Below are 20,118 nucleotides of genomic sequence, written 5' to 3' on the forward strand. Positions count from 1 at the left end.
CTATAGTTGTCAACCTCTCAAGGCAGGAGCAGTGGCGATGGGACAATCAATTCTGAGAATGAAGGCGGTACAGATTCTGCTGGTGGCCGCCGTTACTGCGGTAGCCGGAGAATTCAAGATCAACCCGTTTGACGGAGATATCTTCCGGATTGCCATGGGCAGCAGCGCCTTTCTCCTCTTCCTGCTGTTAATGAGGCAGCTGCCGTATATCCGCACAGGTTGTGCTGCCGGGGTGGTTGTGCTGCTGTTCCGGACTGCGATGGATATGGTGGAGGGAAGCGGACTGACGGTAGAGCAGAGCCTTAGCAGCCACTTCTCGGCAATGATCTATTACATGGTGTTCGGCGCGCTGATGCGTGTCATCAAGAGCCGGATCGATACGTTTCATCCGCTGGTGCTGGGCGCGGTTGCCGCGCTGATCGATCTCCTGTCGAATGAAATGGAGCTGCTGACCCGGCTGATCGTACTGGATTCGGCTACCTTCCGGCTGAATGAGTGGACGTACCTGATGGCGATTGCCGTCCTGCGTACGTATTTCACCACCGGGGTATATAGCAGTATCTCTGTCAGCCAGCTGCGAATCCGGGAACGGGAGCAGCAGGAGCGGACCCAGCAGATGCTCGGATTCGGCTCCGGCCTGTACGGGGAAGTGTTCTACCTGAAGAAGTCTATAGGCACCCTGGAGCAGGTAACGCTGAACAGCTTCGAGCTGTACAGCAAGTTGAAGGACGGGGAAGGCACAGGGCGTTACAGCCGGCAGGTGCTGGATATTACCCAGCAGCTCCATGAGGTGAAGAAGGATTCGCAGCGGATTCTGGCAGGGCTGGTGAAGCTGGTGGAGCGTGAGGTGAACGGGGACATGCCGTTATCGGACATTCTGAGGTTCGCGGTTAAGAGCAATGCCAAATATGCAGAAATGCTAGGTAAAGAGATCAAATTCCATATTCACATCACCTCCGATTACACAACCGACAGCTACATTCCTCTATTGACCCTGCTTAACAATCTCACCGCCAATGCGGTGGAAGTCATCCAAGGGACAGGCAGCATCCATCTGAACGCTTATGAGCAGGACGACATGACGATTCTGACAGTGAACGATAGCGGGACAGGCATCGGGAAACGTGACCTCGGCCTGCTGTTCGAGCCGGGCTTCACCACGAAATTCGATGAAGAGGGCATCGCTGCCACAGGGATCGGGCTCTCTCATGTACGGGATATTGTGAATATGTTCGAGGGAAGCATTACGGTTCAGCCGGTATCGCATATCGGTGGGGCCATGTTCCAGATTACAGTGCCGAGCATTAAGCTGCGGAAGGAGGAATAGAGGATGCCGCTATCATTCTGTATTGTAGATGACGACGCGTCGGCGAGAAGAATGCTGCAGCATATTATTGAGGACAGCGGGCTTGGTGAGGTGACGGGTACTGCTGAGAGCGGACAGGAGGGGATAGCCCTGATCCTGAGCGAGACCCCGGACATTGTGCTGATGGATCTGCTGATGCCGGACCAGGACGGGATTGAGACCATCCTCTCTCTTCAGGCACAGGGCTGCCGCTCCAAATTCGTAATGATCTCGCAGATTGAGAACGGGGACATGGTGAGCCGCGCCTACAAGAGCGGAATTGAATTCTTCATCCGCAAGCCGATCAACAAGATTGAAGTGGAATCTGTACTATATAAAGTGAATGAACGTTACGCCATGGGCCGTTATCTGGATGAGATCAAGCTGACGCTGGGTAAGCTGGAGGGTCTGCAGTTCGGACTGCCGCAGCTGCCGCCTGGCAAGCGTACCGTCAAGGAGATTGTCCAGCCAATTCTGATGAATATGGGCATGATCTCGGAGAATGGCAGCCGTGATATTATCACGATCATGGAGCTGGCGGTAGCCGAAGGGAACAGCGGAAGTCTTCCGTCCCTTAAGGAGCTGTACGAGCGGACCGCTGCCAAGTACAGACCGGTGCCTGCGGAGGCAGCCAAAGAGGTCAAGGCCATCGAACAGCGTCTGCGCCGCGCACTGGCGGCAGGTCTGACAAGTCTCGCGTCCATTGGTCTGACGGATTACGGGAATCCGAAGTTCGAGCATTATGCGCCGCTGTATTTCGACTTCGAAGAGGTGCGCCTGAAGATGAAGGAGATTGAACAGGGCAGAGATAGCGGCAAGGTGAAGGTGAATATTAAGAAATTCCTGCAGGTGCTGCATCTGGAGGTGCTGGAGGGCTTGGGCCGATAAGCTATATATATTGGAAAATCGGACCGGGCCGTTCGCCGTAAATGGCGCCGTCAACTCTATAAAGACAAGACCAAGAAACCTCCGGAGCGCTGGTCAGCGGGCTGGCGGTTATTTTTTTGCGTAGACATGCTGTACAATAGGAGGAAGCAACTAGAACAGCGCGGCTCTGCTGCGGATTGCCTACATAGGGCGGAGGACTTATATTATGATACGAACACTTGCCGTTACGCATGCGGGCGAGATACTGACCGATCTGCTGCTTCAGGATATTGTCTTGGATGATTATGCCTGGATCTGGGCGGATTTCGCTATGCCGACGGAGGAAGAAACCTTGAGGCTGGACACGTATTTTCATTTTCACCCGCTGGCGATTGAAGACTGTATGCATGTTTTGCAGCGGCCGAAGCTGGATTATTACGAGGATGTGCAGTTCTTCGTGCTGCATTCGCTGAATGAGCGGACATTGGAGGCCGAAGAGATCGACCTGTTCCTCAGCCCGAAATTTCTCGTCTCCTACCATCATCAGGACAAGCCGGAGATGGAGGAAGCGTGGCAGATGGTCAAAGCTGAGATTCATAGCCGCAAGGGCTGGTCGGGCGGGCCGATGGCTGCTGCTTACACAGTGATGGACAAGCTGGTCGACAGGTATTTCCCGTCCCTGTATACGCTGGAGGATGAACTCGCAGATCTGGAGAGCCAGGGCGGCAACGAATCGGTGGAAGAACTGATGAGCCAGGTCTTCAATGTGCGCGGAAGATTGTTGAAGCTGCGGCGGACGATTGTGCCGATGCGTGATCTGATGTACCGGATCGTCAATTCGCAGCATGTGCAGAGTAACGGCGAGGAGCGGGTATACTTCGGCGATATCTACGATCATCTGCTGAAGCTGACCGACATGATTGAAGTTGACCGGGAAATGACCGCCGACCTGCGTGACAGCTATATCTCGCTCAACTCCAACCGGATGAACTCCATTATGAAGACACTCACGGTGATTACCACGGTATTCATGCCGCTGACGCTGATCGCCGGAATCTATGGAATGAACTTCAGGGTGATGCCGGAGCTGGAATGGAAATACAGCTATTTCGCAGTGCTGCTGCTTATGCTGGTGCTGGGGATCGGGATGTTCGGCTGGTTCCGGCGGAGCGGCTGGTTTAAGTAGAAGAAAAGCGCGTTAAACGCCGCCGCTTAGGAACGGCGGCGCTTAACGGAGGAAGGCCCACCGGATTTACGCTTCTTGGAGGTGGTATTGCGGCGCTTCGCGGCGGGGCGTCTTTTTTTGCGCCGTTTGGGGCTATAGAGGGCTGCATCCTCTGCGGCGGCGAGCTCTCCCGCTCCGCTTCCCTTGCCTTTGCCGAACCCGCCCATCATAAGCTTCACCATCGGAGCCATCTGTGAGAAGCCCTGCATCACCTTCTGCACCTTGCCCATGGTATTGACGATTCCGTCAATTCCGCCCATCCGGTCAACGATGCCCTTGATCTGTTCCATATTCGCCAGACTTCCGAGATTGCCGAGTCCGCCAAGCAGGCCTCCGGCCTTCGCGGTAGAGGCTTCTGCAGCAGGGAGTGCGAGTGCCGTATCGGTGACTTCAGCGCCGTAAGCAGGCAGCAGCTCAGGTTCTCCGGGAAGCGGGGCAGGTGTATAAGCAGATAGTCCCGGGTAAGGTGACGGATTGTAAGGTTCAGCCAGTGAACGGCCTTGCTGGCGGGAATGATTATAGTAATGCTGAGGCATAGGATCACATTCCTTCGTTAGTGGTTTGCTATACTGTATGTCATGGGCGAACAGACGGTATAGACGAATGCCCGGGTAACCGGGATACCAGCGGAAAAGGGCAGATGCCTATAGAGCGGCAGGCGGAAGTGAAGAAACCGTGTCCATGCTTGATTTCGCACGGTTTTGTAGTACTATGAGTAAGGCGGTCTAACCTGGGAGCCGGAAGTAGAGACGGGTTAACCCTGGTTATGGTGTGCGCCTGGGGTGGACGTTTGTCCATCGATTTCACTCTTTACAGCGTGAAACCGTTAATGCTTGAAAAATGTGCTCCAGTACAATATAGTAGAGGCAAGATAGTCACATTAAGTTAATGTTTAGGGGATGATAGGGCGATGCAGCTAAAGAAGCTAAACGATAAAAGTATCGATCAATTATTTGAGGCTATTTTAACATTGAAAAATATGGAAGAATGTTATGTATTCTTTGATGATCTGTGCACAGTGAACGAAATTCAATCGCTCTCACAGCGCCTTGAGGTTGCGCGGATGCTGGGCAAGGGGTCTACATATAATCAGATCGAAGCCGAGACGGGGGCCAGTACGGCCACAATTTCCCGTGTGAAGCGCTGCCTGAACTACGGCAATGACGGTTATAAGCTTACGCTGGAACGTCTGGGCCGATAATTTATGGTTCCGGGTGTATTGTTAATCAGTCACGGCTCCCGTGATCGGGCCTGGGTGTCGATGGTAGATGAGGCAGTGAGCCATCTCACGCTCCGGGAGGAGCTGCCGGTGGCAGTGGCTTTCCTTGAGCTGGTAGAAGGACGATTGATACAAGATGGAATTGATAAGCTGGAACATGCAGGGGTCACAGATATTATTGTGATCCCCTTGTTTGTGTCTTCCGGCAGTACGCATGTCGATGAGATAGAGTATGCTCTGGGCGCTAAGCCGGTTCCTGAGCGGGAGACCGACCTTGCGCCGTTCAGGGTTGCCGCGAAGGTTCATTACGGATATCCGGTCGATGACGATCCCGATATTGCACAGATGCTGTGGGATAAGCTCCGGGAACTGTCGCAGCATCCCGGGCGGGAGATGGTGCTGCTGGTCGGACACGGCAGCAGGCATGACGGCTTCCGGCAGCGCTGGGAGCAGGGCATCTCTTCACTTGCCGCGCGGGTACGGGAGATAAGCGGGCTGGCTGCAGCTGATTACGGGCTGTTGAACCCGGACAGTGTAAGAAGCCGGGTGGAGCATTGGCAGGAGCAGGGCTATGATGTGCTGGTGGCTCCGCTTTTTTTGAGTGAGGGGTATTTCACCAAGGTAGTTATTCCGCAGCGGCTGGAGGGGCTGCAGTATGCCTACTCCGGCCAGACGCTGCTGCCGCATCCGCTGCTGCCGCGCTGGATTCAGCGGCAGGTGGAAGCAGCGCTCCAGCGTCTTGAGGGTCAGCGTTAATTCGTAAGCGGGTAATGTAGCTGGCCCCTGACATTGCTTGTGGGGTACAGAATTGGGTATAATCAGTAAAGTTATCCATTATATAAACAGGTGGCGTTCCGGTAATGAAAACTGCGAGATTGATTTATAATCCCACTTCTGGTCGGGAAGAAATGAAAAGACGACTCGCCGATATTCTAGACCGGCTGGATATGGGCGGTATCGAAGCTACCTGCCATGCAACAACGGGAGAGGGCGATGCTACTGCGGCTGCAGCCCAAGCTGTGGAACGTGGCACTTATGATCTGATCATAGCTGCCGGAGGCGACGGTACGCTTAATGAAGTGATTAACGGGATGGCGGAGAAGCCGAACCTTCCCCCGCTCGGCATATTGCCGCTGGGAACGACGAATGATTTCGCGCGGGCCATGGGCATTCCGAAGAATTGGGAGGAAGCCTGCGACCTGATTCTGCGTCAGGAAGCGCGCCTGATCGATCTCGGCAAAGCCAATGACCGTTACTTCATTAATATAGCAGGCGGCGGACAACTGACGGAGCTGACCTATGAGGTCCCCAGCAAGCTGAAGACCATGATGGGGCAGCTTGCCTATTACCTGAAGGGGATCGAGAAGATGGCCAGCCTTGCTCCGCAAGAGCTGTACATCCGCGCGAACGGCCAGGAGATGATCCATGACGAGTTCATGCTCTTCCTGATCGCCAATACGAATTCGGTCGGCGGCTTCGAGAAGCTGGCTCCGGGTGCGCGCATCGATGACGGCTTGCTCGATGTTATTGCCGTTAAGAAATGCAACCTGGCCGAGTTCATCCGGCTGGTGCGTCTAACCATTCGCGGAGATCACCTGAATGACAAGAAGGTTATCCATTTCCGCACTGATGCCATGGAGGTAACCTCTCCCGGCTACGTACAGCTGAACCTGGACGGCGAGCTGGGCGGCACCTTGCCGGGCAACTTCAGCATCCTGCCGCAGCATCTGCGGATTTTTGCGCAGAATTAATCGTGAAGAACATGAAAGAAGTGAACCTATACACATGAATAAACAACGCAGCAGGCGCAGCGCAAGCCGCCGGGAGCAAGGGGCGGCCCCTGTCGCCGGACTGCCGGTCAATAAGAATGATGAGGTCCTGCTCGATATCATCGGCATGACCCATGAAGGGGAAGGGGTAGGCCGCGTAGAGGGTTTTACCCTATTTGTGCAGGGCGCTCTTCCCGGTGAGAGAGTCCGGGCCAGAGTGCTGAAGACCAAGAAGCAGTATGGCTACGCCAAGCTGCTGGAGCTGGTGCAGGCCAGCCCCGACCGCATCGCGCCACCCTGCCCTATCTATGATCAATGCGGCGGCTGCCAGCTGCAGCATATGGACTACACCGCGCAGCTCGCATGGAAGCGGCAGCTGGTGGTGGACAACCTGCAGCGGATCGGAAAGCTGGAAGTGGCTGGTGTGCCAAGTAGAGGAGTAGTGGGCGGTAGCGTTGATACGGATGTTGCAAATGCAGGGGCAGAGCTTGCGGCGGTTGAAGGTGGTAGTGCGGGCGATGCAAGTTACCTGGCTGAAGGCATCCGCGTGCTGCCTACGCTCGGCATGGACGAGCCCTGGCGCTACCGCAACAAGGCACAGGTGCCTATCGGGGTAACCGACGGCGGTCTGGTCGGCGGCTTCTACGCACGCGGCAGTCACCGGATCATCGACATGGAGACTTGTCTGATCCAGCATGAGGACAACGACAAGGTCGTTGCCACCGTCAAGAGCCTCGGCCGTGAGCTGGGCATCACCGCCTATGACGAAGAGACCGGCCGCGGCCTGCTCCGTCACGTGGTGGTGAAGAAGGCGTTCCGCACCGGCCAGATGATGCTGGTGCTGGTCACGAACGGCCGGGATATCCCGCACCTGGACGCCTGGCTCGGCAGTATCCGCGGGCAGCTTCCGGCAGTGGTCAGCATCTGCCAGAACATCAACACCCAGCGCACCAATGTCATCTTCGGCAACGATACCCGCGTATTGTGGGGCAGCGAGGTCATTTACGACTACATTGGCGAGGTGCAGTTCGCGATCTCGGCACGGTCCTTCTACCAGGTGAACCCGGCGCAGACCGAGGTGCTTTATGGCAGAACTCTGGAATACGCTGCCCTCACCGGCAAAGAGACTGTGATTGATGCGTATTGCGGCATCGGCACCATCTCGTTATTCCTGGCCCAGCATGCGGATCAGGTGTATGGTGTAGAAATCGTGCCCGAAGCCATCGAGGACGCCCGCGCCAACGCGAAGCTGAACGGCATGAACAACGTGAAGTTCGAAGTGGGCGCTTCGGAGGATGTCATCCCGGCCTGGAAAGAGCAGGGCATCACCCCGGACGTCATCGTCGTCGATCCCCCGCGCAAGGGCTGCGACCCGCGCCTGCTGGAGACCATCCTGCTGATGCAGCCGGAGCGTGTCGTGTACGTGTCGTGCAACCCATCCACCCTGGCCCGCGACCTGCGGGTGCTGGAGGACGGGGGCTACAGGACGGTGGAGGTTACGCCGGTGGATATGTTCCCGCATACGGTGCATGTGGAGTCGGTGGCGGTGCTGGAGCTGAAGTAGGTGATAATTCGACATAAAAGAAAGCAAGAAGGCGCTCGGGAATTACTCCCCGTAGCGTCTTTATTTTTGCGCTTTTGCTTGCTATTCTGTGATGATGTTGTTCAGCAGCCTCTCTTTTCTGTATAAAGCTGCTGCAGAAATCTGCCCTTAATGTGGGATTACCCGCCTTATCCGGATACGCCTATCAAACTATAATCAGGTTGTAAGCGAATACAGAAGGGATATATAGTATTTTCTAAAAAATATGAAAGAGGTGTTTATTTATGTTAAGGAAGTTAAAGTTATTAAGTGCATTATTAATTTTTTGTATGGCCAATCTGTTACCTGTCTTTCCTTTGACAGCAAGCGCGGCGGGTACAATTGTAAGCTATCCATTACCGTCAATCTATACCACGACCAGTCAATATACGGTAACAGCAGACTCTACCAATATACCGGTAATCGACACTTCGGCGGTATTTGTAAACTATAATTATTGTAATTTCTCTTTTTCAGGTACGACTACAATCACAATAACAGCAAGCGAGCCCATCAATACCTATAATATTTCTCCCAAAGCTTTGGGAATCACTGCTACAAAGAGCGGAAATACACTTACCTTTACACTTTCATCACCAACCTATCTTATCGTTAAAATCAATAACCTGAAGGATCTGGTTATCGCGGCAGATGCTCTTGAAACCAATGTTCCGGCGTCATCCGGTACAGGGATATACAATGTTAAAACCGGGTACGGTGCTGACAGTACCGGTGCTACTTTGGCTACACCTGCCATACAGAATGCCATCAATGCGGCTAACGCAGCAGGCGGCGGTATCGTATACGTTCCAGCCGGAGTGTATAAGAGCGGTAACATTGTTCTAAAAAGCAATGTCTCGGTTTATCTGGAGGGTGGTTCTGTTATAAGGGGGTCAGGAAATCCAAGCGATTACACTACCCATTTCCATAAGAATTCCCTGAATAAGGATGGGACATGGTTTATTTATACCGAAACCAATGCCAACAATATTAAGATATACGGCAGGGGAACGATTGACGGTAATGGCCACTATATGAGAAATACAAACAATTATCTGAACAATATTCTTGTACCCTTGCAGTGCAGCAACTTCACGGTTGACGGCATAACCATCAGAGACAGCGGCGGCTGGGCTACAATCGTTACAAGATCCAATAACGTAACCTTCCAGAATACCAAGCACTTCAACAACAATGAACTTGATTATGAGAATGATGCAATAGACATCCAAGAGAGCCAGAATGTACTCATCAAGCACACTGTTGCAGTATCGGAGGATGACACCTACTCCTTTAAGACCTGGGATGTAGCCACTACGGATATCGCTGCCAACTGGCCGGGAACTCCTGAGAACCAGTCCAATGTAGTTGTCGATGATGCTTTGGCCTGGAGCAGATGTGGAGCATTCAAGGTTGGAGATGGAGTGAAACAGCTTCAGGATGGCATCGTGGTTAAAAACTCTTTTGTATACAGATGCTGGCGCGCTTTAGCGGTAGGTCATCTGTATGGAACTCCGGCAGCACAAAACATCGTATTTGACAATATCGATGTAGAAGGCTTCTGGCCAAGATCCGGTGTTCACTCCAGATGGTTTGATCTGTCGGCCAAAACCGGCCCGATCAAAAATGTGGTCTATAATAATATCAATTTACGCGCTTTGGGTGAAGTTTCCATCATGAAGGGCTGGAGTGACACTGCTACTGTCTCGGGAGTTACTTTAAACAATGTCCGCGTCGGTGGAGTTGCGGTAAATAATTTGACAGATTTGAAAATAACAGATACGAACAGCTATGCTGCAGATCCCAAATTCAACACATTGAAATTTGAAGCGGAAGGCTACAACCTTAGTTCAGGAGTTATCTCCTATGAGTCAAGCACGGATGGCGGGCTGGATGTTGGCGGGGGCAGCAATGGCGACTATATCGCCTTTAAAAATGTAGACTTTGGCAGTACCGCTAAAACAAGCATTGATCTGAAGGTTGCATCTGCTAACTCCGGCGGTAGAATCGAATTCCACTTGGACAGCCCTACAGGCACGATGCTGGGTTATTGGACGGGAGAAAGCACCGGCGGATGGCAGTCATGGTCCCTCAAGAATATCCCGATTAGTGCCGGGACAGCGGTAGGAACCCATACGGTATATGTTACTTTTGTGAAGTCAGATTCAACCACAGTTGCAAATTTAACCTGGTTCCAGTTCAAATAAAATGCAAACGGTTTGATGTAATTGCAATAAGATGGATCAAGGGGTATATCAAATGATATACCTCTTTATTCAGCTAAAGGACGTCTTCACTAGTGTTGCCTAAAATTTAAAATTGTTGACAATTGGTATATTTGCAATTTATACTAAACATATCCATTTACGGGTGTCATTCACCGTAGTGAAGTAGAGCATTTTCAGCAGGGCTTTATCGCTTGGGAAAATGCTTTTTTCTGCTTTTCATTCCTGCACCGAGTCATATTCCGCCTCCAGCACTCATTGCAGCATCTCTGCAAACAACTCTTTTAGTGCGTATGCACATTGTCCATCGTTTTGAGATTATTCTCCTTCACACTCACTTTCACCTACCTGCTCATTACTGAATATCACCATGTCTGCTATCCTCTCTAATCAGCCTTTCTAAAGATTATCTAACGGAGGAAACATGATGTCTAAATCAATAGAATTTATCTTGAGAGATGAAGTTTTTGCTGAGCTTGACATCAAGTATCCGGATGACCACGATACCCCTTTGTTGGATCAAGGGATCGATTCGGTGGGCTTCATCAAGCTTATTGTTTCAATGGAATCGAAGTTTAACATCTCGATCCCTGATGAGGATCTGTTGTTTGAGAAGTTCTCCACGACTGGATTAATCCTTAATTATTTGACCGAGACAACGATATGATGACTATCATTCAGCGTTTATTCATGGAGGCTTGTGATCGCAAGGATCAAATTATCCTTCAAGATCTAAAGCAGCAGTGGACTTATGCGGAAGTGATGACAGAAGCATACTTAATTGCTTTATATATCAAAAAGAACTTTGAGCTTGAGGCCGGCAGCCATCTTGCAGTCTACACAAATAATGAGCCCTTGTTCATTACTGCGGCGCTTGGCATTCAGTTCAGCGGTCATGTACTAATACCGGTTCCTTACTCGGCATCCCTAACTGAGATTGAAAATATTTTACAAGCCAGTGACGCCAAGCTGGTTATCAGCAAATATGCACAGCCTGCGCGTATAAATCGCCATATTTATTGGGTTACCGCTCAGGATTTCTCGCAAGAACCGGTGCCTTCGTTTGAATCGATCTCGCTCACGAATCCGTCCGATCCCAATTCATGTGCTATTCTCCTTCCTACATCGGGCACAACCGGACCATCTAAAATCGTTATGTTATCCCATGAGAATGTATTAACGAATGCGTTGGCACATGGCAGAAAGGTGGGTTATACGGATCAAGATTCGTTTCTTGTAACGATGCCCGTTCATTTCAGTTCAACGATTGTCACGCAATTGATTTCTTGTATGCTATTTGGAACCCGAATTAGGCTTATCAGCTTGCCCTTGCTACCGCGCACAGCGTTTAGACTGTTTCAGAATAAGGCGGTCACGGCATTCTCAGCGGTGCCTACGCAATTGATGCACTTTATTTCCGATTATCGTCAGACAACCAACTGGAGTGCCTTTGATTCCATTGAATTTATTGTTATAAGCGGTGCGCCGATTCCCGCGAAATTAGTAGACAATCTTCAGACTGTATTTCCCCAAGCGGACATTATTCAAACCTACGGATTGACAGAAGCTTCTCCTAGGGTGAGTATGATGGACCGTGGAGAACGCTGCTTATCCTGTGGATCACCCATCAGTGACGTTTCTATTCGGCTTGTTGACGAAGAAGAGAATGAGGTTATAGGACCTGCTGCTTCAGGAGAAATTTGGGTCAAGGGCCCGAATGTGATGCTCGGTTATTACAGGAACCCGGAGTTAACCAACGTTACCATTGTTGAGGGTTGGTTAAAGACAGGAGACTTGGGATATTGGAATGAATCAGGGTGTCTCATCATTACAGGCAGAAAGAAAAATATCATTATATCCGGCGGTATCAATATTTATCCGGAAGAAATCGAAGAGTTTTTATATGGTTTGAAAGAAGTGGAGGAAGTCATGATTGTTGGTGTGCACGATGATCTATTAGGCGAAGTACCCATCGCATTTCTGAAAGTTTGTGAAGAATGTCTGGTTGATCTAGATGCGCTGACACAACATTGCAACTTGCATTTGTCTTCGTATAAGGTACCTAGACAATGGAGGATTGTAGATGAAATTCCAAAAACAAAAACAGGAAAACTGGACAGGGCAAGTACGAAGTGCTTATTGCTAAATGAGTAGGGGTGAACGAAATGTTGAAGAATACAACTCAAACATTGCGCAGCGAAATATTGCCGGTCAGTTATCCGATGATTACAACCTATACGCAGCATGCCCATCTCTTGTCCATACTTACCCACTACGAGTGCGCGCACCCATGGATATTCAGCAATTATATTCAATTATTTATTAACAAAGATTATAAACATCATTGGGGAGATTTCTATTTCCCTCTGGCGTATGAGCTGCGGCCTTCGGATGGTTGCAAATGGATTTCGACTCAGAAGATACATAGAGATACTGTAACGACTAAATGGGACTCTGTTATTCATTTTATTATAGAAAATATTAATGCCAATAACTATATCCACACCATGATCAATTATTTCTATGTGCCCTTAAGCGACCGATATCATAGACTCCAATTGCATCATGACATATTTGTGTACGGCTATGATTTAGATCGGGAGATATTGTATGTTTCCGATTTCTTTAAGAACGGCGTGTACAGTCAGGCTGAGATCTCATTTGCCGATTTCAAGCTTGCGTTCAACACTAATTATCTGACAACCAATCATGATTATCTTAGAGAAATGGTGTATCTGTATACATTCAATGGCCAACATCAGGATAAATTCAGTGCAGATACCCTAATAAATTCTATAAGAAATTATTTCACTAAGAAAACGCCGGAGTATTGGGAGATGTTCAACTACGGGGGCGACAGGGATCATCTTGACTTCGGCATGCAAATATACACCACTCTATTTAATTATGTGAAAGAAACATCGGAAGATAAGTCTAAGCTTGATATAAGACCTTTTCATTTACTTTATGATCATAAGAAGCTAATGACGCTGAGACTCAAGTATTTGTACGATAATCGGCATTTAATTCAATTAAATCAAGAGCATATAGATGAATTCACAGCCATTGAGCTTAAGGCAAAGATCCTTGTGAATGTAGCGATTAAATATAATTTGATAAGTGATATGAGTATTTCAGAAAGATTACAAACGTTGATTAAGAATATAGAAAATGAAGAATCAATATTCCTTGAACGATGGCTTAGTAAGGTAGGCATTCAGTAACACCGAAGGCGCAAATAATGTCAGCCAGGTATATTTATGGAGGGAGTGATGCCGGGATCATAATCGTTGTGACAGCGTATTGAATAAGCACAACCACCGCGTATCCACTCACCTCAAGCACCGTTCACCAACCTTAGGCAATGGGGGGATCTTTATTTTCATTGTATTAACAGGAGTTGCAGGCTTCATCGGTTCCAACCTTGCCGAGAGGCTGCTGCGGGAAGGCCATACCGTTATCGGTGTCGATAATTTGCTGACCGGGTCCACTGTCAACATGGACAATCTCTTACGTTCCCCCAATTTCAAGTTTATCGAGCATGACGTCATTTATCCGCTCGCAGTTGAAGAACCTGTCGATTGGGTGATGCATTTCGCAAGTCCTGCCAGCCCGCCCAAATATTTGTCCTATCCGATCGAAACGATGAGGGTCAACAGCGAAGGAACGATGCATCTGCTGCAGCTGGCCAAAGAAAAGCAGGCTGCCTTCTTCTTGGCTTCAACAAGCGAGATCTACGGTAACCCAACCGTTCACCCTCAGCCGGAGAGCTACTATGGCAACGTGAATTCGATTGGATCAAGAAGCTGCTACAACGAAGCGAAGCGGTATGCAGAGGCGATCACCTACTGGATGAACAGGAAATATGGCATACCGGTAAGGGTCATTCGAATCTTCAATACATTCGGCCCGAAGATGGATTTATATGACGGACGTGTCATTACCAATTTCATTAATCAAATCATGTCCAAGCGCAACCTTACGATTTATGGCGACGGCAGACAGACGAGAAGCTTTCAGTATATCGATGATTTGCTGGAAGGGATTATAAGACTGCTGGGCACCACGTATGAACAGCCGGTCAATTTGGGGAATCCGCAGGAAGTCACCATACTTGAAGTCGCCCAAGTATTGAAGGAGCTCATGAAGTCCGACGCGCAGATCGAGTTTCTCCCGCTGCCGGAAGACGATCCCAGGAGAAGGAAGCCGGATATTACCGTATCAAGGACGATTATGGACTGGGAACCGGCGATCGGTTTGCATGATGCACTCGCTAGAACGATTCATTATTACCAAGGTCAATATATCCATTAAACAGGAGGTACCTATGCAAGAACAGATCATAGCGATGATAAGCGAAATCAAGGACGACGCCCAGCTGGTAAACCGCTTGAACGAGCATTCCAGCATCATGGAAGACGGGGGACTCGACTCGTTACAGCTAATTACTTTCTTATTAAAAGTGGAAGAGCGCTTCGATATTGAAATCGATTTTGAACAATTTGACTTCGATTTTTTGGAGTCGGTTACGACCTTCTGCAATTATATCTCGGAGCTGCAGAAGACGGCATCTGTATGAACGATAGACGCAAGGATGTCCGGGAGTTTATGGGTAAGCGTAAAGTAACGATTCTATGCTCGGGTTTCGGTCTGGGGTTCTATATTCCGGGCCTATTAGCTGCAAGCGGTTTCAAGAAGAGGGATATCGCGACGGAAGTGCTCGTGTTCGAAAGCTATTTGGAGCAAGACAAAAGGGATCATATTGCAGACAGCAGGAAGGCTTACCACAATGATTTCGCGCTTGCCAATTTTTCGGCCCGAATGCCGATGGATATCCGGGGCAGCATTGATTATACCCAGGTAGAGCTATTGCTGGAGGCGTGGAAAGCGGAAGAACGGTACGAGTTCATATCACTATCCGGACACTGGGGCTATATTCTGGATTTGTACAGGGAGAAGATGCTGCCGAATCCAATTCATGTAGACCTGCTCTACGTCGATTCAGATTTGGCCCCGTCTTGGAAGAGCCTGAAGAAGTATCATCCCCGGTATGACGAGCATTATTACAATGCTTGTCTCTATGACACCGATAAGATGGAGATTCGATACGAAATCCCGGTTCTTCCTGGTACGCCAATACCCTTCGAATCAAGGAAGCGGCGGCTTGTTGTTCATGGCGGCGGCTGGGGGATGGGCACTTATCAGAGTAAAGTTCCGGAGCTTGTCGGCCATAACTACGGGCTTGATATCGTAGCTTATGATTGGAACGAAGCGAAGCCTGATCCCGATCACCGGTATTGGATGAACGATCCGGAATGGTGTGCATGGGTGAAAAGTGCGAACGGCCTGCACGAGTTTCCGCCATACATTGAAATAGCGGGAGAAGACACGAAATCATACCCCGCTAAGGCTGATCATCATTGGTTATTTGACGTCGCTTCGGAGGCGATGGCTATCGTAGCTAAGCCGGGAGCGGGCACATTGATCGACTCGCTTGCCTCCGAAACCCCTCTTATTCTGCTGGAGCCGTTCGGCAGTCATGAGCTTAGCAATCTGGAATTGTGGGAGTCGCTCGGGTTCGGAATACGTTATGAGAAGTGGCGGGAGATGGATTTTTCCGTAGATGTCCTTAAGGAGATGCATCAAGCGATCAAGAACAGACCCGGAGAACGGATGGATTATGTGGATCATTATTGTTCGAGAGTCGCGTTAATGAAGAGGTAAGATTTCAATGGCAGAAGGGGTTATGCGATGAGTGTTAATAAATTGAGTGTCGCCCAAGATACGACAAGCTATCCGAGATGGATCGTCTTGCAGCTGCTCGAGGAGTGCAATTTGCGATGCAAGATGTGCTATGAGTGGGGACTAGAAGGGCCCTACAAAAGCAAAAAAACATTAGCGCAGCTGGACCCGGATCTGATCAAAAAGATCATCGCCCAGTGCAGCCCCGGCAAGCCGTATTACGATTTCTTCGGCGGCGAGCCGCTGATGTACCCTTGGCTGAGCGACATTCTCGCCATGATCAATCATTATGGAAGCGTAGCGGACTTCCCCACGAACGGCACATTGCTCGAGCAGCATGCCGAGATGCTTGTCGAGACTGCGCCCAATAAGATCTGGGTGTCGCTCGACGGCCCTGAGGCAATCAACGACAGGCAGAGGGGCAAAGGCGTATTCAAGAAAGTAATCAAGGGGATCGAGAAGCTCTATGAGCTCCGGCAAAGCAAAGGCAAGCATTTTCCGAAGATGGGTGTATCCTTTATCATTACGCCCTTGAACTATATGTATGTCGAGGAATTTTTCTTCAAGCATATCGACTTGTCGATGTTGGACCATATCAGCATGGAAGTGCAGCTCTATGCCACGGAAGAGCAGTATGCCCAATATGTGGAGGTTCTTAGTGGGGAATTCGGCGTGTATGAAGCTCCTTATGCCAAGGGGATGGTGTGGCGGGACATCAGTTCGTTCAGCGAGATCGATATTCCGGAATTGACGAGACAGCTCAATAAGGTTAAAGAGTATTGCTTGAAAAACCGCATCCATGTGATCACCTATCCGAAGACGATAGATGAACTGAATTTGCGCAACTATTTCTCGGGGCAATTCCATCAGATGGCAGATAAACGAAACCGTTGCTCTCTTCCATGGACTTATGCGGAGATTACGGCAAGGGGCGACGTTTCGCCCTGCCATGCCTTCTATGATTTGACTTTCGGCAACGTGAACGAAGAGAGCTTGCTGGATATCTGGCGCAGCGGCAAGTACAAAGAGTATCGCGCGTATATGAAAAAAAATATGCTGCCGATTTGTACGGCTTGTTCAAGGTATTATATCTACTGATTCATGTGAATGACCTATTACGTTTAAGAAGGGTGTGTTGATATGAATCCGAAATCAGAGATCAAACATTCCGCTAAGGATTTGCAAATTTTGAAACGTACTATCAGGAATACGATGGAAACCAAACGGAACATGGAGAAAATAGCGGGTTACGCGACACCGTTGCCGGAGTCGGTCGGGATTAAACTGACGAACCAATGCAACTTGCGCTGCAAGCATTGCTATCAATGGAACGACACCGGCTACCATCACTTCATGACACCGGAGCAGCAGCGGGAACAGCTCGACTACGGGATGCTGGAGAAGCTGATCCTTGAGACGGAACCAGCCAAGTCGAGACTCTATATCTGGGGCGGTGAGCCGCTTGTATACAGCCATTTCGACCGGTTGGCCGATTTGCTTGAAGCCCATCCTCGTGAGACAACGATCTGCACGAATGCGTTGCTGATTGAGCGAAAGCTGGACGCCCTGCAGAGAATCTCCGACAACCTGGAGCTGCTCATCGCGCTTGATGGATTCGAAGAAGAGAATGATGCGCTTCGCGGCAAAGGAGTATTCAACAAGGCGATAGATGCGATCCGAATGCTGGTCGAGCTGCGCAAGGAGAACAAATTCAGAGGCAAAATTTCGATCCATACTGTCGTTAACGATGGTATGACCGGCAAGCTGTACGATCTGCTGGACTTTCTGGAGGGCGTCGGCGTAGATCTGGTCATCGTCTGCTTCCCGTGGTACATCTCGGACGAGTGCTCGCAGGGGATGGACGATTACTTCGACCAGAAGTTCGACTTCCTTCCGGCGAGCGGGCACAGGGGCGAACGAAGCTGGCACGCTTTTAACTACAAGCTCGATCCGGAGCGTATCCCTGCTCTCATGAATGAGTTGGACCGGGTGAATCAACGGGTCTGGAAAATGCGCTTGCGCTACCAGCCGAATCTGGATCATGACCAGATCGAGGATTTCGTGCTCGGCAAAGAGGTGGAGGGCAAAGGCACGATGAACAAGAAGTGCCTGGCGCTCTCGAACCGGATGGACATTACGCCCGATGGAACAATAATCGCGTGCAAATTCTTCAAGGAGTTCGAGATCGGCAAATTACATGAAGCGTCTATACAGGAATTATGGCATAGCATGACCTACAGAAGAATAAGGGAAATGATGGACGAACGACTGACACCGGCATGTTCCAAGTGCAGTGTTTTGCATTTGCACGGTGTATAACTCTTCTAAAACACATAAATGAGGTGCGCGAGTGAGCATTATCCAGATGGAAGGATTGTCGAAAAGCTTCAAGTATTACGAAAAAGAATTGGGCCTCAAAAAATCGCTCAAAAATCTAGTGAAGCGCAAATCCCTGATCAAAGAAGCGGTTAGCGATATATCGCTTGTGATCGAGCAAGGCGAGATGGTCGGATTCTTGGGCCCGAACGGTTCCGGCAAAACGACGACGCTTAAAATGCTGTCCGGCATCTTGTATCCGACAAGCGGGCAGGCGACGGTATTAGGCTATGTCCCTTGGGAGCGAAAAAAAGAATTCAAGATGCAGTTCTCGATCGTGATGGGGCAGAAATCGCAGTTGTGGTGGGATTTACCGGCGAATGAATCGTTGTACCTGAACAAGTGTATCTATGAGCTCGAGGATGAGCCCTACAACCTTGTCCTGGATGAGCTTACGGAGATGCTTGACGTTAAAGACCTGCTCAACATTCAGGTGCGGAGGCTTTCGCTGGGGGAACGGATGAAGATGGAGCTTATTGCGTCGCTCATCCACCGGCCCAAGGTGATATTCCTGGATGAGCCTACAATCGGACTTGATCTGATTTCGCAGAAGCGCATTCGGGAGTTCCTGAAGTATTATAACCAGCAGACGAAGGCAACGGTCATTCTGACAAGCCACTACATGGCGGATATTGAGGATCTGTGCAAACGAACGATCATCATCAATCAAGGGAAGATCGTATACGACGGCGATCTCCGGCGTGTGAACGAGCTGTTCCATGCCAAAAAGATTATCAAGCTGCAATTTACGGACGAAGTACCGAGGCAAGCGCTAAGCGACTATGGCGTTATTACTCAGCATGATGGCCTGAATGCCGTTATGGAGATCGATAAGCATGACCTTCAGCGACTCTCCAAGATGATGCTGGACCGGTTCCCAATCCTTGATTTCACCGTTGAAGATATACCTGTCGAGCGAGGCATCGAAAGCTTATATCAGAAAGATGGGGTCAGACATGAAAGCCTTGCAAAAGTATAAAAGGACGTACATCCTTGCGCTTCAGAATGAGATGGAATACCGGACCGATTTCCTGATGAGTATTATCAGCGGCGGCTTCATCATACTCGTCCAATGCTTCCTCTGGACAGCCGTGTTTCGCAGTTCGCCGCAGGAGATTATTAACGGCTATTCGTATTCGCAGATCATCATTTATTCCGTGTTGTCCGGCGTCGTCTCCAAGCTGGTTTCTGCCGGCTTCGAAGGGGAGGTCGCGAACGATATCAAGACGGGTGGACTGAGCAAATTTATCGCTCAGCCTATTCATTATTTCAGCTATCGGATATGCAATTTTTTCGGCGGGAAAACGGTTCAGACCGCGGTCGTCCTTGTCTTATTCGTCATCCTGATGATCGTGTTCACTCAGATTTGGGAGTTTCAGCTTAGAGTGGGGCAAATCGTTTTGTTCCTGGTCAGCATTCTGTTCGGGCTGCTCATCAACTTCCTGCTTTTTTATTCGATTAGTGCCCTCGCGTTCATTATCACTGAGGTTTGGGGCGTTTTTATCGCGTTCAACCAAGGCGTCTATCTGCTCAGTGGCGCCATCTTTCCGCTTAATATTTTCGGAGATACGTTTGCCAGAATTTCCAGCTACTTACCGTTTCAATATGTCGTATACTTCCCGGTTAAGATCATCAATGGGAGCTTGACGATTCATGAAATCGTGCCCGGGCTCCTCTTACAGGCGGTTTGGGTAATTGTGCTTATGATCATTTCCAAGCTGTCTTGGGATTCCGGGATGAAGAAATATGTAGCCGTTGGAGGTTAGAT

The 20,118-nt window shown here is 49.7% G+C and carries 19 protein-coding genes; 18 read left to right on the forward strand and 1 reads right to left on the reverse strand.

The annotated features are described in order from the left end of the window. Nucleotides 1-37 precede the first annotated feature (37 nt). The 3 genes from NST26_RS02800 to corA all read left to right on the forward strand — a co-directional run bounded on the left by NST26_RS02800 (nt 38) and on the right by corA (nt 3,398). Nucleotides 38-1,327, forward strand: coding sequence for an ATP-binding protein (locus NST26_RS02800; protein ID WP_036730903.1), 1,290 nt, complete (start codon nt 38-40; stop codon nt 1,325-1,327). Nucleotides 1,328-1,330: 3 nt separating this feature from the next. Then, nucleotides 1,331-2,233 (forward strand): response regulator, encoded by a 903-nt coding sequence (locus NST26_RS02805; RefSeq protein WP_036730902.1) that lies wholly within the window; start codon nt 1,331-1,333, stop codon nt 2,231-2,233. A 205-nt stretch (nt 2,234-2,438) separates the two neighbouring features. Continuing rightward, a complete protein-coding gene (gene corA / locus NST26_RS02810; protein ID WP_036730901.1) occupies nt 2,439-3,398 on the forward strand; it encodes a magnesium/cobalt transporter CorA in 960 nt (319 codons plus the stop codon). Between the two features lie 26 nt (nt 3,399-3,424). Here corA and NST26_RS02815 read toward each other — a convergent pair whose 3' ends face one another. Then, nucleotides 3,425-3,973 (reverse strand): hypothetical protein, encoded by a 549-nt coding sequence (locus tag NST26_RS02815; protein WP_036730899.1) that lies wholly within the window; start codon nt 3,971-3,973, stop codon nt 3,425-3,427. Nucleotides 3,974-4,347: 374 nt separating this feature from the next. On the opposite strand from NST26_RS02815, the gene NST26_RS02820 reads away from it, so the two are divergent. From NST26_RS02820 to NST26_RS02890, 15 genes are all read left to right on the forward strand, one after another. Further along, nucleotides 4,348-4,638 carry a YerC/YecD family TrpR-related protein gene (locus NST26_RS02820; protein WP_019913624.1) on the forward strand — a complete coding sequence of 97 codons (291 nt, stop codon included), beginning with the start codon at nt 4,348-4,350 and terminating at the stop codon, nt 4,636-4,638. Between the two features lie 3 nt (nt 4,639-4,641). Then, on the forward strand, nt 4,642-5,412 hold the full coding sequence (locus tag NST26_RS02825; protein WP_339312685.1) for a sirohydrochlorin chelatase: 771 nt from the start codon (nt 4,642-4,644) through the stop codon (nt 5,410-5,412). 104 nt (nt 5,413-5,516) lie between these two features. After that, the gene (locus NST26_RS02830) at nt 5,517-6,407 is read left to right on the forward strand and encodes a diacylglycerol kinase (protein ID WP_076080215.1); all 891 of its coding nucleotides are present in this window, start codon (nt 5,517-5,519) and stop codon (nt 6,405-6,407) included. Between the two features lie 34 nt (nt 6,408-6,441). Next, nucleotides 6,442-7,989 (forward strand): 23S rRNA (uracil(1939)-C(5))-methyltransferase RlmD, encoded by a 1,548-nt coding sequence (gene rlmD / locus NST26_RS02835; RefSeq protein WP_340980782.1) that lies wholly within the window; start codon nt 6,442-6,444, stop codon nt 7,987-7,989. Between the two features lie 263 nt (nt 7,990-8,252). After that, nucleotides 8,253-10,214 carry a carbohydrate-binding protein gene (locus tag NST26_RS02840; protein ID WP_340978434.1) on the forward strand — a complete coding sequence of 654 codons (1,962 nt, stop codon included), beginning with the start codon at nt 8,253-8,255 and terminating at the stop codon, nt 10,212-10,214. A 445-nt stretch (nt 10,215-10,659) separates the two neighbouring features. Further along, on the forward strand, nt 10,660-10,899 hold the full coding sequence (locus NST26_RS02845; RefSeq protein WP_340978435.1) for an acyl carrier protein: 240 nt from the start codon (nt 10,660-10,662) through the stop codon (nt 10,897-10,899). Continuing rightward, nucleotides 10,896-12,386, forward strand: coding sequence for a class I adenylate-forming enzyme family protein (locus tag NST26_RS02850; protein ID WP_340978436.1), 1,491 nt, complete (start codon nt 10,896-10,898; stop codon nt 12,384-12,386). The genes NST26_RS02845 and NST26_RS02850 overlap by 4 nt, the downstream gene beginning before the upstream one ends. A gap of 11 nt (nt 12,387-12,397) precedes the next feature. Continuing rightward, nucleotides 12,398-13,456: a hypothetical protein gene (locus NST26_RS02855; protein ID WP_340978437.1), complete on the forward strand. Its 1,059-nt coding sequence runs from the start codon at nt 12,398-12,400 to the stop codon at nt 13,454-13,456. Nucleotides 13,457-13,535: 79 nt separating this feature from the next. Continuing rightward, on the forward strand, nt 13,536-14,546 hold the full coding sequence (locus NST26_RS02860) for an NAD-dependent epimerase/dehydratase family protein (protein WP_340978438.1): 1,011 nt from the start codon (nt 13,536-13,538) through the stop codon (nt 14,544-14,546). Nucleotides 14,547-14,559: 13 nt separating this feature from the next. Further along, on the forward strand, nt 14,560-14,811 hold the full coding sequence (locus tag NST26_RS02865) for an acyl carrier protein (RefSeq protein ID WP_340978439.1): 252 nt from the start codon (nt 14,560-14,562) through the stop codon (nt 14,809-14,811). Beyond that, a complete protein-coding gene (locus tag NST26_RS02870; protein WP_340978440.1) occupies nt 14,808-15,956 on the forward strand; it encodes a UDP-glucuronosyltransferase in 1,149 nt (382 codons plus the stop codon). The genes NST26_RS02865 and NST26_RS02870 overlap by 4 nt, the downstream gene beginning before the upstream one ends. Nucleotides 15,957-15,983: 27 nt before the next feature. Then, complete coding sequence (locus NST26_RS02875) at nt 15,984-17,072, forward strand: radical SAM protein (RefSeq protein ID WP_340978442.1); 1,089 nt, start codon at nt 15,984-15,986, stop codon at nt 17,070-17,072. 90 nt (nt 17,073-17,162) lie between these two features. Then, on the forward strand, nt 17,163-18,293 hold the full coding sequence (locus NST26_RS02880) for a radical SAM/SPASM domain-containing protein (protein WP_340978444.1): 1,131 nt from the start codon (nt 17,163-17,165) through the stop codon (nt 18,291-18,293). Between the two features lie 31 nt (nt 18,294-18,324). Next, nucleotides 18,325-19,329, forward strand: coding sequence for an ABC transporter ATP-binding protein (locus NST26_RS02885; RefSeq protein WP_340978445.1), 1,005 nt, complete (start codon nt 18,325-18,327; stop codon nt 19,327-19,329). After that, a complete protein-coding gene (locus NST26_RS02890) occupies nt 19,307-20,116 on the forward strand; it encodes an ABC transporter permease (RefSeq protein ID WP_340978446.1) in 810 nt (269 codons plus the stop codon). The genes NST26_RS02885 and NST26_RS02890 overlap by 23 nt, the downstream gene beginning before the upstream one ends. Nucleotides 20,117-20,118: the final 2 nt, after the last annotated feature.

The organism is Paenibacillus sp. FSL R7-0128 (assembly GCF_038002245.1).
GTDB classification, from domain to species: Bacteria; Bacillota; Bacilli; order Paenibacillales; family Paenibacillaceae; genus Paenibacillus_AQ; species Paenibacillus_AQ silagei.